Genomic DNA, 14,539 nt, shown 5'->3' on the forward strand with positions numbered 1-14,539 from the left:
TGCCACCAGCCCTTTGCTGACTCCGCCTCTGTAGCAAGGGTTTTCAGATTCTCTTTGATTTCCGGCGAGGCGCGGTAGATCTCGCACAGTTTATCGATGTAGATGTGCTTGAGCTTGCACGACTCGGCGATGTGCGGGGGAGTGGGCTCAGGTGTGGGTGTGTGGCCCGCCGGAGGAGCCGTTCACGATCGCCGAGGCACACAGGTGGATGCAATGGCTGGACACCTGAGCCGTACGGCGACGGCTAGCCCGGTCTCACATGGTCGCGGCGTCGATGACGAAGCGGTAGCGCACATCGCTGGCGACTACTCGGTCGTACGCCTCATCGATGCGGTCGGCAGAGATCACCTCGATTTCCGCGCCGATGCCGTGGGCGGCGCAGAAGTTCAGCATCTCCTGGGTTTGCGGGATGCCGCCGATCATCGAGCCGGCGAGGGAGCGGCGGAAACCGGCCAGGGTGAAGGGTTTCACCTCGAGTGGATTGTCGGGCAGGCCGAGGATGACCAGGGTGCCGTCCAGGTTCAGGAGTTTCATGTACCGGTCCATGGGCAGATCGGCGGAGACGGTGTTGAGGATCAGGTCGAATTCGCCGCGCAGTGTCCGGAAGGTTTCCTTGTCGCTGGTGGCGTAATAGTGGTGGGCGCCGAAGCGTCGGCCGTCGTCCTGCTTGCTCAGCGAGTGGCTGAGCACCGTCACCTCCGCGCCCATTGCCGCGGCGATCTTCACTCCGATATGCCCGAGACCGCCCATGCCGATGATCGCGACCTTCTTGCCCGGCCCGGCGTTCCAGTGCCGCAGCGGCGAGAACAGTGTCACTCCGGCGCACAGCAGCGGCGCGGCCACGTCGAGCCCGATGCCCTCCGGGATCGACAGCACGAAATGCTCGGTCACGACCACCTGCGTCGAGTAACCGCCGTAGGTGTGGCCGCCCGGCTGGACCTCCTCGGGCACCGCGGTGTTGTAGGTCATCACGGCGCCGCGGGTGCAGTACTGCTCCTCGCCCGCGACGCAGGGTCCGCATTCGCCGCACGAGTCGACCATGCAGCCGACGCCGACGCGATCGCCGGCCCGGTACTTGGTCACCGCCGAGCCGACCGCGGCGACGATGCCCGCGATCTCGTGTCCGGGGACGCAGGGATAGCTGGTGCCGTGCCACTCGTCGCGGGCGGTGTGGATGTCGGAATGACAGATGCCCGCGTACTTGATGTCGATCAGCACATCGTGCGGCCCGAGGTCGCGGCGCTCGATCGTGGTCTTGGCGAAGGGCCCCTCGGGACCCGAGACGGCGTAGGCGGCGGCGGTCGTGGTCATGCGTTCATGCCTACTCCCGCATTGTTTACTTTGGCAAACGGCCCGGCCGGGGCGTGGAAAACTCGCGGGCCGGATTTGCCCGGTATGCGCTCGCCCGTGCCACATGCTGATCGTCGTGGCGATTCTGCTTTCGCTGATCTCCCTGATCTCGACGCTGGCGGGCGGACTGGTCGCGGCCCGCATCGGCGAGCGCAAGCGCGTCGTGCTCGGCTTGGCGGCGGGCGTCATGCTCGGCGTGGTCGCCTTCGACCTGATCCCGGACGCGCTGGCGGAGTCGTCCTACACGGTGGCGGGGGTGCCCGGCGCGGTCGTCGCGGCGGTCGTGGGCTTCTTCACCGTGCACATCATCGAGCAGGCGACGGCCATCCACGTCGGGCACGAGAGCGAATTCGGCAGGCACACCCACGATTTCCGATCGGTCGGCATCGTCGCCGCCTGCGGCCTGATCTTCCACAGCATGCTCGACGGCCTCAGCATCGGCGTCGGCTTCCAGGCCGGGACCGCGCTCGGCGTCTCCGTGGCGATCGCGGTGATCTGCCACGACTTCGCCGACGGCTTCAACGCCTTCACGATTCCGACCCTGTACGGCAATGCCCATCGGCGGGCGCTGCTGCTGTTGTGGCTCGACGCGCTGGCTCCGGTGGTGGGCGCGGTGATCGGCACGCTCGTCCACATTCCCGCCGATCTGGCCGGGCTATACCTGGGCTACTTCGCGGGCTTCCTGCTGTATCTCGCGACCGGCGACATCCTGCCCGAGGCGCATGCCGGGCGGCCGTCGCGGCTGGTGCTGCTGTGCACGATCGCCGGAGCGGCCGTCATGTTCGCGGTCGCGGCCCTGAATCACTGACGGGCCGGGTCGCGAAACCTCGGCTCGCCCAGGATCATTGCCGGTATCGGGCCGACAACCGGGCCGAAACAGTCGAGCGGTAAACAGGTATCACGAGAACGGGCGCGCCCGGCTCGCGGTGCTGCTACATATAGAAACACAATCGCCGGAGCCCGATGGGTGCGCACGAGGCGGGAGTGGCCATGTACGACGATCGGCGATCCGACGACCGAGGCGCGGGTAGGGCCGGACGACCGGTACGGGTGGGCCGCGCCATGGGCACGCTGTGCGTGGTGGTGCTGGCCGGGGCCGCTTTCCTCGGCTACGCGGGCGATCTGCCGCGCTGGGCCTTCGACGTCGGCAACCCCACCGCGACGCTGCTCGGCCCGCCGCTGCCGCCGATGGACCCGGCCGCGGTCGCCGCGGCGGTGGAGCCCGAGCTGGCCAATATCAACGTTTCCATCCGGCCGGCCGGGACGAGCGCGGCGGGCTCGGGCATCGTGCTCACCGCCGACGGGCAGGTGCTCACCAGCCACCACGTGGTCAAGGGCGCGCAGTCGATCAGCGTCGGAGACATCGGGACCGGCGGCCGGTACGCCGCGACGGTGCTCGGCTACGACTCCGACGCCGATATCGCGCTGCTGTCGCTGTCGAACGCCGGGAATCTGCCGGTGGCCCGCATCGGTAGCTCGGCCGCGCTGCGCATCGGTGACGAGGTGCTGGCCGTCGGCAATGCGGGCGGTACCGGCACCCCGACCGCGACACCCGGCACGGTGACGGCGCTCGGATCCTCGATTACCGCGCGCGATTCCGCCGACTACTCGAGCAAGGTATTGACCGGAATGGTCGAGGTGGCCGCGCCGGTGGTCTCCGGGCAGTCCGGCGGCGCGCTCGCCGACCGCTACGGCGCAGTGGTCGGCGTCGTCACCGCCGCGACCGGTGATCTGGCGAAGGCGGCGGGCCGGGCGAGCGGTTACGCGGTGCCGATCGATACGGCCATGCGCGTGGTCCGTCAGATCCGCTCGGGCATGCCGACCGACACCGTGCACGTGGGCCCCACCGCCACGCTGGGGGTGATCACCTCGAACGCCAAGCCCGCGGGGGCGCGCATCGAATCCGCGGTCTACGGCATGCCCGCCTACACCGCCGGACTCTCCGAAGGGGAGGTGATCACGGCCATCGATGGGCGCGCGGTCACCTCCGTGCAAACGCTGAAAGCCGTTCTCAATCAGCGCAAACCGAACGATGCCGTGCATCTGGACCTCACCGCGCCCGATGGTTCCCAGCGCACCGCCGTCGTGGTGCTCGCGGCGGGTCCACCCAACTAACCATCCCGAGGGGACGTGTGCCGCCTCAGACCAGCGACATCCAGTAGTCCTGGAACCGCAGGAACACCAGCAGCAGCACCACCGCGTAGAACACCACCACGACGGTCCAGCGCCACTCCGCGACGATGCGCAGCGGCCCGCGCGCGTCGCGCCACAGCTGATCGGTGACCACCGCCAGCAGGATCGGCGTGGCGGCCCACACCACCATGCAGTACGGGCACAGCGCGTTGATCCGGTACAGGCTCTGGAAGATCAGCCAGCCGATGAAGACGATCCCGAGCGCCAGGCCCAGCCACAGCCCGCCCCAGATCCAGCGCGGGAAGCCGACTCCGGCGACGGCGAGCACGGCCAGCGTCACCAGCACCGAGAAGCCGACCACGCCGATCAGCGGGTTGGGGAATCCGAACACCGCGGCCTGATCGGTATCCATCACCGACCCGCACGACAGGATCGGGTTGATGCTGCACGAGGGCTTGTAGTCGGGATCCATGAACAGCTTGAACCGCTCCACGGTCAGTGTGACCGAGGCGATCCAGCCCGCGAGCCCGCCGATCAGCAGGATCCACGCGGAACGTGAAGGGGTCACTTCGCGGCGGCCTCGATGGTCTGGCGCAGGCCGTCCGGCTGCATGAGTTCCTGCGAACTCTTGACCGCGTTGCCGTTCACGAACACCGACGGCGTGGACTGGATGCCCTCGCCCAGCACGTCCTTGGTGATCTTCTGCACGTACTTGTCGTACTTGGCGCCGGTGATGCACTCCGCGGTGGCCGGGTCGGTATAGCCGGCGGCCTGCGTGATCTGCACGATCTGCTCGTCGGTCAGGCCGGTGCCGTTCTCCGGCGGCTGCTGCTGGTACATGGTGGTCAGCCAGGGCAGGAACTTGGTGGGGTCGGCCTCGGCCACGCAGTAGGCGGCATTCGCGCCGCGCGAGGAGTACCGCGTCCCCGACGACATCTTGTCCAGGAAGGCGATCACGTTGTACTCGACCGCGGCCGTACCGGCCTGCACCTCGTCCTCGAGCACCTTGCCGTTGGCCTGTTCGAACGCCTGGCAGGCCGGGCACTGCAGGTCGGCGACGACGCGCACGGTGACCTTGGCGCCGGGCTTGCCGACGCGAATGGCGCCGTTGTCGGTGATCGAACCGGAAACGGCGTCCGGACCGGCCGGCTGGGCGGCGACCGACGGGGTGGGGCCGGGATCGTTCTTCTTCGACTGCTTCACCGCGACACTGATGCCGATGGCGGCGATGAGCGCGACCAGCACGGCCCCGACACCCACCTGGATCAAGATGGTGCGGGTGCGATCCGTACCCTGCACCGACGCCAGTGGGTTCTTACCACGCGGATTCTTGCTCACCTTCGAGTCGCCTTCCTGTGTCTTCGTGCGGACAGCCATCCGGTGCCGTCTGCGATGGTACGGGTCGAGCCTGACGCGAGCGCACCGGTGATCCTGAGAAAGCCTCGAGATTCGGGCGGATCGGCCGCCGCGTCAGGAGGCGGCGAGGCGGCGTTTCTGTTCCTCGACGTCGAATCGCGCGGGCGGCCAATCCAGGTCGAGGCCGCTCAGCGCATCGATCAGCAGCTCGGTGACGGCCAGCCGGGAGAACCATTTCCGATCGGCGGGCAGCACGTACCAGGGGGCGTGCGCGGTCGAGGTGCGGTCCAGCATCGCCTGGTAGGCCTCCCGGTACGCCGGCCAGAAGCCGCGCTCATCGATGTCGGCGGGGTTGAACTTCCAGTACTTGTCGCGCCGGTCCAGTCGCCGCGCCAGCCGCTTCTTCTGCTCGTCCAGCGAGACGAACATGGCCACCTTCACCAGCGTGGTGCCGGCATCGACCAGTTCGCGCTCGAACTCGTTGATCTCGTCGTAGCGGGTGCTCCAGACCTCCGGCGGCACCAGGTTGTGCACCCGGACCACCAGGACGTCCTCGTAGTGGGAGCGATCGAACACCCCGATCTGCCCGCCGCGCGGCAACTGCTTGCGGATCCGCCACAGGTAGTGGTGGCGCTTCTCCGCGGGAGTGGGCACGCCGAAGGCGGCATGGTCGACACCCTGCGGATCCACCGAGCCGATGACGTGCCGCACGATCCCGCCCTTACCGGCGGTGTCCATGCCCTGCAGCACCGGCAGCACGCTGCGAGAATCGCCCGAGCGGCCGTTGGCGAACAGCTTCTCCTGCAGGTCCGACAGCACCCGGCTGCGCTCGGCCAGCAACCGCGCACCGGCTGCCTTGCCGCCCTCGAAACCCGGTGTGGCGGAAGGGTGCAGCGCGGCCAGCTCGATGCCGTCGGCGCGCAGGGCCTGGGTGACCGGTTCGGACCACGGGGATTTCGCCATAACTGTGCAGTATGCGCGGCCGCCGCCGGTTACCGGCGCTACGCCACCCGGACTCGCTCAGGGGATACCCGCCAGCTTCATCAGCTGGCCCGCGAAGTCGGTGTCGGACACCGGCGTCAGGACGAGGTCGGCGGCGGTGGTCAGCAGGTAGCGGCCGTCGCCACTGAAGTCCAGCCAGGTGCGGTGGCGGGTCGGCGGCGACATCGGGTTGTCGGGGGACACGCTCACCGTGATGAATCCGCGCGCGTCGACCGGTTCGCGCAATTTGCGACGGAAGCGGGCGGCGCCACCGCGGCCGTTGGTGGCCAGCGGGGGCGGCGGATCCGGCTTCAGCACCTCGTCCTGCGGTTCGCGCATCGCCGCCTGCCGGCCGGGCGGCGCCGAGCCCACCACCTCCACCAGCTTGGTGCCCAGCGCGCGGGCGTGGCAGACCGTGACGGTCACGGTGTCGGGGCCCGCGACGAGGAGCCCGGCGTGATGGTGCACGACGGCGGCGAAGGCGAGGATGCGTTCCGGTGCGGCCGGGTCGGCGGCGCCCGAACGCTGTCCGGTGATCGTGATGGTGGTGGCGTCGGTCCGGGCGCACAGCATCAGCGCCGCGGTCAGATCCGGGTCGGTGTTGCGGGCGTAGCGGCTGCGCAAACCCAGTGCGGCGTACTCGGATTCGGTGCGTGCGGTGGCCGCGGGCAGCAAATTTACGGGGTAAGGACGGCGGTCCAGACCGGTCTCGGTAGCCCAGACGTGTGTGAACTCGTCCGGGGTGAGAACCCATTTCACTGCTGGTGACCCCCGCTCGAGCCGGGCCCGGATGGCGCCGGCGCGAACCGGGGAACGCGGTCCCCGGACGCGGGCAGGGTCGGGTTGTAGACGTAGGCCATCACGTCGCGGGCGTCGGCGAGGGCGGCCGCGGCGTGCAGGTCGTATTCCATCCGGCGGTGGCCGCCGTGCACCGCCTCGGCGGCCGGATCGTCCAGTGGCCGGTACGGCGGTGGCGGCGGCGGGATCGCGTCCCGAATGGCTTGGGCGGCTTCGGCATCGGATTCCAGCAGCCGCTGTACCGCGGCGCAGACCTCGGACATCGCGGTCCCGCGGGCGACCAGATCCCGGGTGGCCCGCAGCGCCGCGTCCCGGGCCTGGCCGGTCCAGCGGGCGAACTCGGCATTGGTGCTGTCGGAGAACGTGCGGAACGCCTCGCCGACCAGTTCGGCATTGCGGTGCCAGGCGTCGGCCGCCTGCCCCAGCGCGCCCGGATCCAGCGCCTCGTGCACGCGGTCCCACAGCTCCTGGTGCGTATGCGCGCCGAACAGTTCCCGATCCGGAACGTAGGGCGGGTCGGCCTCGTCCGGGGTCACCGGTCCTCCCAGCGGGTGGCGGCCAGTTCCACGGCGGCCCGGTTGGCGGCCTCGGCCTCGGCGAAATGCTTGCCCGCGGCCAGGTACGCGGCCTTGAACAGCAGCGCCGTCTCCTGAAACGAGAGCACGGTATCGAGGTATTCGCGGCCCTTGCCCGCGAAGCCGCGGGTGAGCTGATGGCCCGAGGGCAGGTCGGCGAAACCGGTGACGGTGGTCAGCTGATGTTCGGTGGCCCGGGCCTTCTGGAGATCCTCGACCAGCCGGTCACACGCCGCGGCCAGGTTGCGCGCGACATCCTCGGCGATCTCGAAGGCCCCGCCGCCGGAACCCGTTGCCGCGGCATAGAGTTCGCGAGCGGCCTGCTGTCCGGTATCCGGTACACCCACCCGACTGCCCCCTTCCACTCACCACCCACCTGTCCCGATCGGGACATTACCGGAGCGTAACCTCCGGCGGCGCGGGTCGAGGTTGTGACCCGGCACACCCTCCCTCAGGGCGGCTTGTGAAAGACGTTGCGCGATACGAGTTTCCGGACTCGGATTCGGCGCGGGCGTGGCGCACCTGGGACGTCGTTGCCCGGCAGCGGTTTTCAGGCCCGCTCGACCTCGATGGTCATCCCGGCCCGGCGCAGGCGGTCGGTGAGGGGGTCGCCCATCGCCGCGGCAGGGGTGAGAATGCCTGCCAGTTCGGGCAGGTCGTCGTAGGCGAGGCTGAGGCCGGACTCGCCGAGCAGCACCGCGGTGGCCTGGTAACCCGGATCTCCCTGTCCGGCAAAGGTGCAGACGTACTTCGCGCCGGAGGTGGTGTGCGCGAAGGTCTTCATGGTGAACCAGCCCTTGCGACGGGCCTCCGCGCTCGGGCCGGTGCCCGGTTTCGGCAGCACCCGGTCGAGTAGTCGACGGCCCGCCGACACCTTCGACAGCAGCGCCCCGGTCGCCATGCCCGCCGCGACGCCGCCGGCGATACCGGCCGCGACCAGCGGCGCGGCGGCCGACTTACCGGCGCTCATCACCTCGCGATAGTGGAAGTTCTTGCCGTACACCCAACCCAGCAGGCCGTTGCTGCGCCGCACGATCTTGGTGTTGTGCGCGGCCATCACGAACGTGGCGACCCAGCCGTCGAGACTGGGGTCGATGCTCGCGGCGCGGGTCAGCGCCTGATCGGACTGCCGTCCGACGTCGGGCTCCATCGCCTTGTCCGGGCTCAGCGAATACGGATGCGACAGCACCGATCCCTTGGCCGGATCGGCGGCGATCGCCTCCATCATGGCGCGCCCGGAGTCGATCGTGCCGCCGCTGGCGCCGCCCTTGAGCCAGGCGACCAGGGTGGTGTCGGTGAGTTCGCCGGTGTTGTCCTCGACCGAGCGCCGGTACAGCCGATACACACTCAGATCCGACGGAATCGAGTCGTAGCCACAGGAATTCACGATCTTCGCGCCGCTCGCCACCGCCTGGTCGTGGAACCGGTCGATGCATTCGCGGATGAACAGCGGCTCGCCGGTGAGGTCGGCGTAGTGGGTGCCGGCCTGCGCGCACGCCTGCGCCAGCGGCAGGCCGTAGCGCAGGTACGGGCCGACGGTGGTGACCACGACCCTGGTCCGCGCGACGAGCCCGTCCAGTGCGCACTGATCGGTCGAATCCGCTACCAGCAGTGGCCATTCCGCCGCGGCCGGGCCCAGCCCGTCGCGGATCTTGGTCAGCTTCTCCGGTGAGCGGCCCGCCAGGGCGATCCGTGCCCCGGCCGGCGCCGCGCCCGCCAGATATTCCGCGGTGAGCCTGCCGACGAAACCGGTCGCGCCGAACAGCACGAGATCGAATTCCCTGTCTGCCATGGAGTTTCCCATCTGTTCAAGCTTTTTTGCGTCGTTTCCCGGTGGTCTGCTTGCGCGCCGGTCCGGTGGTTCGAGTGACGAGGTCGGGTCGCTGCGCGAGCCAGGCGTGGTGCGCCTTGCCCAGCTCGGTGACCGGCGGATCGCCGTAGAGCCATTCGCGGGCGATGCGGTGCCAGTTGGCGGTCGCCTCCAGCTGGCCCAGCACGCCGAAGGTGAGGAAGTCGGCGCGGCGGGAGAACAGATGCTCCGGCGGCAGGTTCTGCTGCTTCATCCCGGCGTACTCACCGGCCCGCGGGTCCACGGCGAGCACGAACGCGCCGCTGGCCAGCTCGGGAGTGATCGTCAGTTCCTCGTCCAGCACCGCCCACTCGCACGCGGCCAGCACATACTCCAGGCATTCCTCGGGACTCACCTCGTCGGGCGCGTCGATGACGCCGCGGTCGATCATGATCTGCCACAGGTCTTCCGCGCGATCCTCGGCGGCGGCCCGGATCCCGGCGATCTCCGCCTGCACATGCTTGGGATCCATCCGGTTGAACAGGCCGAAGTCCAGGAACGCCACCCGGCCGTCCTCGCCCAGCAGCAGATTGCCCGGGTGCGGATCGCCGCAGAACTCGTTGAAGGAGAACAGTGAGCCGACGTAGAAGCGATAGATGATCTCGCCCACCCGGTTGCGCTCGGCCGCGGGCAGCCCGCGGATCTCCTCGAAGCCGCGCCCGGGGAAGTACTCGCTCACCAGCACGCGGGTGCTCGACAACTCCGGCATGGTGGCCGGGACGACGATGAACGGATGGTCGGCGTACAGGTCGGCGATCTGGCGCTGCGTATTCGCCTCGGCGACGTAGTCCAGTTCGCTCTCCAGATTCAGCCGCAACTCGTCGAGCACCGCGGGCGTCACCCACGGCATCGCCGATTGCAGCACGCGGCGGAACATGGCCAGGTTCTTCAGGTCCGCGCGCACGGCCACGTCGATGCCGGGGTACTGCACCTTCACCGCGACCCGGCGGCCGTCGTGCAGCCGAGCCCGGTACACCTGGCCGATGGAGGCCGCCGCGATCGGCTCGGGTTCGAATTCGGCGAAGGTCTCCTCCAGCGGGCGGCCGAAGTCCTCCTCGATCACCGCGCGCATGGTGTCGAAGGAGACATTGGGCGCGCTGTCGCGCAGCACGGCCAGCCGCTTCTGGAAGCGTTCGCGATGCTCGGGCGGCACCAAGTCCAGATCCAGTACCGACAGCATCTGCCCGAGCTTCATGGCGACGCCCTTCATGGTGCCGAGCACCATCACCATCTGCTCGGTGGCGCGGAGCATCGATTCCTCGGCCATCCGCGCGCGCACCGCCTCCGAGCGGCCGCGCATGGATCGGCGGGTGCGTTGCGCGCGAATGACGTTGCCTGCCACGGCCACGCCCAATTTCGTCCCCCGAGCGAATCTGGACGTCGGCAGCTCTTTCGCCATTGAACCTCCGTTGGTGCCGGCGCACGGCGGACGCGACCGTCCCGTCCCCTGCCGATCTTCAGACTAGCCAACGCGGCGCGGTCCGGCCTAGACGTTGGCGACGGGGGCCGGGATGTATTCGACGGGCCTATTCCGCGGCTTCGGCGGGCGCCGGGAGGCGGTGCGGGTCGGCGTTGAACTTCTCCGGGGAGCCGCTCGCGCGCACCATGCCCTCGATGGCGCTCCAGGCCATCATCGTCATGTGGTCGAGCATCATCTCGGCGCTCATGGTGCGGTTCGTGATCCACCAGTCCGTGGCCAGTTGGACGCCGCCGACCAGCACATAGGCGTACAGCTGGACGCCCTCGGTCTCGATGCCGCGGTCGAACGCCTTGTCCAGCAGCACCGCCGCCACCACGTCGGCGAACAGCTTCTCGAAGTCGGCGAGCGTGGACTTGTCGGTGGTGGAGCCGTTGCCCATGATGAACCGGTACACGTGGGTATCGGCGTCGACGGTGTGCACGTAGGCGGCGAGGGTGTTGCGCACCAATTCGTACTCGTCGAGATCGTCGCTGATGGCCTCGTAGATGCGCGGCATCAGGGTGGTCTCGATGAACCGCTCCATCGTCGCGCGGGTCAGGTCGCTCTTGTCCGAGAAGTATCGGTAGAGGACCGTTTTCGAGACGCCGATCTCGGCGGCGATCTCGTCCATGCCGACCTCGCCGCCGCGTTTGCGGATCGCGGCCAGCGTGCCGTCGACCAGTTCCTCGCGGCGATCGATCTTGTGCTGATGCCAGCGCTTCTTCCGGCCGTCCACCCGGCCCGCGCGTGCGGGGGCCGCCCCTTTACGTGCCGCAGTCGCTCCGGCGGCGCGCTTGCCGACCTCGACGAGTTCTTCGGTGGACAGGATGGGCTCCTTGGTGGGAGGTAGTGGGCGCCTCCAGCTTAGGTCCTCGCGAACGCCCGTGTTCGGTCTTCGGTGGGGAGCCCGGTCACGGAGGCGCGGCGAGTAGGGGTGGGCGGGTCACGCCGGGCAGGTCCGGTGCTGCGACCAGAATGGGAAATATGGAGCGATCTGCCAGCAGTGCGTCCGTCGTCGGCGCGGAGTCGGACACGGCCGTCGAACCCGCTGCCGGAGTGGGAAACAACACAGCCGGAGCGCCGGGTCCGTCGTCGTTCGCCGATCTGATGGACGAGTCCGGCAAGAAGCGCGATCTGCGCAGGATGAAGATCGTGGCGACCGGCTTCCTGGTCGCGGCCACGGTGGTTTATCTGTTCTGTTGCTGGCTGGGTTCGCGCGGCGTCGGCGGGTCCTGGGTCGGGTACGTGCGCGCGGCGTCGGAGGCCGGCATGGTCGGCGCGCTGGCCGACTGGTTCGCGGTGACGGCGCTGTTCCGGCATCCGCTCGGGCTGCCGATCCCGCACACCGCGATCATCCGCAAGAAGAAGGATCAGCTCGGGACCAGCCTGGGCGATTTCGTGCGGACGAATTTCCTGTCGCCGGACACGGTGGCGGAGAAGGTGAATTCGGCCCGGTTCTCGCTGCGGCTGGGACGGTGGATGGCCGACACCGACCACGCCGCCCGGGTCTCGGAGGAGTCCTCGACGATCCTGCGCGCGATCATCGGCGCGCTGCGCGACGAGGACGTCGAGCAGATCATCGACAACACCATCGTCAAACGCATCGCCGAACCGCAGTGGGGCCCGCCGATCGGGCGGGTGCTCTCGGAATTGCTGGCCGAGAACCGGCAGGCGCCGCTGTTGGATCTGCTCGCCGAGCGCGCGCACCAGTGGGCGCTGGGCAGCCAGGAGACGCTGGACCGGATCGTGATGCGCGACGCGCCGTCGTGGGCGCCCAAATTCGTCAATGTGCTGCTGTCGGAGAGAATTTATCGGGAATTGGTGGAATTCACCTGGAAGATTCGTTCCGACCCGGAGCACGAGGTCCGGTTGGCGGCGAACCGATTCCTCGAGGATTTCGCGCACGATCTGCAGTACGACGAGGCCATGATCACGAAAGCGGAGCGGGTCAAGGCGGAGATCATGGGTCGCGAGGAGATCACCGGAATGGCCCGCGCCACCTGGCGGGCGGCCAAACGGATGATCTTGGAATCCGCCGACGACCCGCACAGCACGTTGCGCCGCAAGATCACCGAGAACGTGCAGCAATTGGGGCAGCGTCTGGTGGACGAGCCGCCGCTGCGGGAAAAGGTGGACTCGTGGGTGGAACGTGGTGTGCGGTACCTGGTTTCCAACTACGGCGCCGAGATCGCGACGCTGATCAGCGATACGGTTGCCCGGTGGGACGCCGATGAGGCGAGTCGCAAGATCGAATTGCAGGCCGGGCGCGATCTGCAATTCATCCGGATCAACGGAACGGTCGTCGGATCGCTGGCGGGCCTGGCGATCTACGCCATTTCACACGCGTTGTTCCCGGGGTGGTCGGCGTAGCCGCCGTGCCGGTGCTAGCTAGAGTGCTTGCAAGAGTTAGCACCCTGTTTTAGAATCGACCGTACAACCGCCGGAAGGTGAGTGATGGCACAGGAGCCCGAGGTTTCCGACCAGAACACCGGGGAATCCGCAGAGACGTCTGCGGCCGGAGAACGGGTGGGCCGCGTCGTCAATGCGGCACACGACATCGGAGGCTTCATCCGGTCGCAACGAGAGGCCGCGCAGGTCTCGCTGCGACAGCTCGCACAACTGGCGGGGGTGAGCAATCCGTATCTCAGTCAGATCGAGCGCGGGTTGCGTAACCCGTCCGCCGAGGTGCTCGCGCAGATCGCGAAGGGTCTGCGGGTCTCCTCGGAGGTCTTGTACGTGCGGGCCGGCTACCTCGAACAGAGGCCGTCGAGCCCGGTCCGGGACGCCCTGCTGGCCGACACGGTGATCACCGAGCGGCAGAAGCAGGTGCTGCTGGACATCTACGAATCGTTCCGCCGGGAAAACGCGGGGAACGACGTCGGAGGGGACAACGACGTTCCGCATCACGCCACCGATGGCAGCACTATCGAAGTTCCGCCACGCCAGGAGAACGAAACACCATGACCGAATCCCACGCCACCACAGCCACCGTGCGACCGCTCTACGCGACGGTCGGTGCCGGCGACGCGTTGTACGCCGCCGTGAACGACCTGGTCGAGAAGGTCCGTGAGCGCGCCGCCACCGCCGATGTCAGCGGCCGGGTCGAGGAGGCCCGCGAGCGCCTGTCGACATTGCCGGCCGATGCCCAGGAGCAGTTCGGCACGCTGCGTCAGCGGGTCGCCGCCCTGCCTTCGGAGCTGCCCGACGACATCGCCGAGCTGCGCGAGCGCTTCACCCCCGAGGAACTGCGCCGCCTGGCCGACCAGTACTACCACCAGCTGCTGGACCTGTACTCCGATCTCGCCGAGCGCGGTGAGGAGACGGTGGTCCGCCTGCGTTCGGAGAGCACCGGTTTCGACGAGCAGTTCGGCCGCGTCGAGGGCCTCTACACCGACCTCGCCACCCGCGCCGAGGACGTCCTCGGCAAGGTGAGCGAGCAGGCCCGCGGCCTGCTGGGTCAGAAGATCGCCGACGAGCCCGCGGACGACGAGCCCGTCGTCGACGCCGAGGTCGTGCAGGTGACCACCGAGCCCACGCCGGCCACCGGCACCGCGAAGAAGGCGCCCGCCAAGAAGGCTCCGGCCAAGAAGGCGCCGGCGAAGAAGGCCACCACCGCCAAGAAGTAAGGCGGCGTTCGGCCGCTCGAGACGCCCCCGCGGACCCCTGGTCCGCGGGGGCGTTGGCCCTATCATGGGAGTTGTGTATTCCGTGACTGGTGCGATCCTGTTGGTGTTGTGGCTCGCTGCGCTGGGCGCGACCATCTTTGCGCTGGTCCACGCGGTCCGTCAGCGTCCGGACGCGTTCACCGCCGTCGACAAGCTGACCAAGCCGATCTGGGTCGGCATCCTGGTCGCCGCGTTGGCGTTCCTGCTGCTGGCCCGCACCCCGGTCGGCCTGCTCGGCATCATCGCCGTGGTCGCCACCGGCGTGTATCTGGCCGACGTGCGGCCGAAGGTCGACGAGGTGCAGCGCGGACCGCGCTGGTAGCGGGCGCCTTCCCCGCTTGCACTAGCAAGCACCCACTCCTTCGGGTTACTG

Annotated in this window: 16 protein-coding genes; 6 read left to right on the forward strand and 10 right to left on the reverse strand. The window is 68.6% G+C overall.

Annotated elements, in window-relative coordinates; genetic code table 11:
• Positions 1-255 precede the first annotated feature (255 nt).
• Complete coding sequence (locus ACFMRZ_RS25100; protein WP_400180984.1) at positions 256-1,311, reverse strand: NAD(P)-dependent alcohol dehydrogenase; 1,056 nt, start codon at positions 1,309-1,311, stop codon at positions 256-258.
• A gap of 115 nt (positions 1,312-1,426) precedes the next feature.
• On the opposite strand from ACFMRZ_RS25100, the gene ACFMRZ_RS25105 reads away from it, so the two are divergent.
• A complete protein-coding gene (locus ACFMRZ_RS25105) occupies positions 1,427-2,158 on the forward strand; it encodes a ZIP family metal transporter (protein WP_280270804.1) in 732 nt (243 codons plus the stop codon).
• A 155-nt stretch (positions 2,159-2,313) separates the two neighbouring features.
• Positions 2,314-3,465 carry a S1C family serine protease gene (locus tag ACFMRZ_RS25110; protein WP_400180985.1) on the forward strand — a complete coding sequence of 384 codons (1,152 nt, stop codon included), beginning with the start codon at positions 2,314-2,316 and terminating at the stop codon, positions 3,463-3,465.
• A 25-nt stretch (positions 3,466-3,490) separates the two neighbouring features.
• On the opposite strand, the gene ACFMRZ_RS25115 is transcribed toward ACFMRZ_RS25110, so the two are convergent.
• The 9 genes from ACFMRZ_RS25115 to ACFMRZ_RS25155 form a co-directional block, all read right to left on the reverse strand.
• Positions 3,491-4,051: a vitamin K epoxide reductase family protein gene (locus ACFMRZ_RS25115; RefSeq protein ID WP_280364290.1), complete on the reverse strand. Its 561-nt coding sequence runs from the start codon at positions 4,049-4,051 to the stop codon at positions 3,491-3,493.
• Positions 4,048-4,821: a thioredoxin domain-containing protein gene (locus ACFMRZ_RS25120; protein ID WP_280270801.1), complete on the reverse strand. Its 774-nt coding sequence runs from the start codon at positions 4,819-4,821 to the stop codon at positions 4,048-4,050. Before ACFMRZ_RS25120 ends, ACFMRZ_RS25115 begins: the two co-directional genes overlap by 4 nt.
• Before the next feature lie 132 nt (positions 4,822-4,953).
• Complete coding sequence (locus ACFMRZ_RS25125) at positions 4,954-5,802, reverse strand: PPK2 family polyphosphate kinase (protein WP_400180986.1); 849 nt, start codon at positions 5,800-5,802, stop codon at positions 4,954-4,956.
• Between the two features lie 57 nt (positions 5,803-5,859).
• Entirely contained in the window at positions 5,860-6,579 is a 720-nt protein-coding gene (locus ACFMRZ_RS25130; RefSeq protein ID WP_400180987.1) for an ESX secretion-associated protein EspG, read from the reverse strand.
• Positions 6,576-7,154 carry a hypothetical protein gene (locus ACFMRZ_RS25135; RefSeq protein ID WP_400180988.1) on the reverse strand — a complete coding sequence of 193 codons (579 nt, stop codon included), beginning with the start codon at positions 7,152-7,154 and terminating at the stop codon, positions 6,576-6,578. The genes ACFMRZ_RS25130 and ACFMRZ_RS25135 overlap by 4 nt, the downstream gene beginning before the upstream one ends.
• A complete protein-coding gene (locus ACFMRZ_RS25140) occupies positions 7,151-7,540 on the reverse strand; it encodes a hypothetical protein (protein WP_400180989.1) in 390 nt (129 codons plus the stop codon). The genes ACFMRZ_RS25135 and ACFMRZ_RS25140 overlap by 4 nt, the downstream gene beginning before the upstream one ends.
• 203 nt (positions 7,541-7,743) lie before the next feature.
• On the reverse strand, positions 7,744-8,985 hold the full coding sequence (locus ACFMRZ_RS25145) for a trans-acting enoyl reductase family protein (RefSeq protein WP_280270796.1): 1,242 nt from the start codon (positions 8,983-8,985) through the stop codon (positions 7,744-7,746).
• 16 nt (positions 8,986-9,001) lie between these two features.
• Positions 9,002-10,441 (reverse strand): AarF/ABC1/UbiB kinase family protein, encoded by a 1,440-nt coding sequence (locus tag ACFMRZ_RS25150; RefSeq protein WP_280270795.1) that lies wholly within the window; start codon positions 10,439-10,441, stop codon positions 9,002-9,004.
• Between the two features lie 127 nt (positions 10,442-10,568).
• Entirely contained in the window at positions 10,569-11,237 is a 669-nt protein-coding gene (locus ACFMRZ_RS25155; RefSeq protein ID WP_280270794.1) for a TetR/AcrR family transcriptional regulator, read from the reverse strand.
• 248 nt (positions 11,238-11,485) lie between these two features.
• Between ACFMRZ_RS25155 and ACFMRZ_RS25160 the strand changes: the two genes are divergently transcribed.
• The 4 genes from ACFMRZ_RS25160 to ACFMRZ_RS25175 all read left to right on the forward strand — a co-directional run bounded on the left by ACFMRZ_RS25160 (position 11,486) and on the right by ACFMRZ_RS25175 (position 14,488).
• Complete coding sequence (locus ACFMRZ_RS25160) at positions 11,486-12,871, forward strand: DUF445 domain-containing protein (protein ID WP_400180990.1); 1,386 nt, start codon at positions 11,486-11,488, stop codon at positions 12,869-12,871.
• Positions 12,872-12,955: 84 nt separating this feature from the next.
• Positions 12,956-13,465 (forward strand): helix-turn-helix transcriptional regulator, encoded by a 510-nt coding sequence (locus tag ACFMRZ_RS25165; protein ID WP_280270793.1) that lies wholly within the window; start codon positions 12,956-12,958, stop codon positions 13,463-13,465.
• Entirely contained in the window at positions 13,462-14,127 is a 666-nt protein-coding gene (locus ACFMRZ_RS25170; RefSeq protein ID WP_400180992.1) for a heparin-binding hemagglutinin, read from the forward strand. The genes ACFMRZ_RS25165 and ACFMRZ_RS25170 overlap by 4 nt, the downstream gene beginning before the upstream one ends.
• Before the next feature lie 64 nt (positions 14,128-14,191).
• Positions 14,192-14,488: a DUF2516 family protein gene (locus ACFMRZ_RS25175; RefSeq protein ID WP_280362364.1), complete on the forward strand. Its 297-nt coding sequence runs from the start codon at positions 14,192-14,194 to the stop codon at positions 14,486-14,488.
• Positions 14,489-14,539: the final 51 nt, after the last annotated feature.

It is taken from the genome of Nocardia sp. N2S4-5 (assembly GCF_044628355.1).
Classification (GTDB): Bacteria; Actinomycetota; Actinomycetes; order Mycobacteriales; family Mycobacteriaceae; genus Nocardia; species Nocardia wallacei_B.

What these genes read in the sequence shown, in the direction of transcription:
- ACFMRZ_RS25100 (WP_400180984.1), bottom strand. Translation starts at nt 1,311, where the DNA reads ATGACCACGACCGCCGCCGCCTACGCCGTCTCGGGTCCCGAGGGGCCC.
- ACFMRZ_RS25110 (WP_400180985.1), top strand. Translation starts at nt 2,314, where the DNA reads ATGGGTGCGCACGAGGCGGGAGTGGCCATGTACGACGATCGGCGATCC.
- ACFMRZ_RS25125 (WP_400180986.1), bottom strand. Translation starts at nt 5,802, where the DNA reads ATGGCGAAATCCCCGTGGTCCGAACCGGTCACCCAGGCCCTGCGCGCC.
- ACFMRZ_RS25145 (WP_280270796.1), bottom strand. Translation starts at nt 8,985, where the DNA reads ATGGCAGACAGGGAATTCGATCTCGTGCTGTTCGGCGCGACCGGTTTC.
- ACFMRZ_RS25150 (WP_280270795.1), bottom strand. Translation starts at nt 10,441, where the DNA reads ATGGCGAAAGAGCTGCCGACGTCCAGATTCGCTCGGGGGACGAAATTG.
- ACFMRZ_RS25160 (WP_400180990.1), top strand. Translation starts at nt 11,486, where the DNA reads ATGGAGCGATCTGCCAGCAGTGCGTCCGTCGTCGGCGCGGAGTCGGAC.
- ACFMRZ_RS25165 (WP_280270793.1), top strand. Translation starts at nt 12,956, where the DNA reads ATGGCACAGGAGCCCGAGGTTTCCGACCAGAACACCGGGGAATCCGCA.
- ACFMRZ_RS25170 (WP_400180992.1), top strand. Translation starts at nt 13,462, where the DNA reads ATGACCGAATCCCACGCCACCACAGCCACCGTGCGACCGCTCTACGCG.
- ACFMRZ_RS25175 (WP_280362364.1), top strand. Translation starts at nt 14,192, where the DNA reads ATGGGAGTTGTGTATTCCGTGACTGGTGCGATCCTGTTGGTGTTGTGG.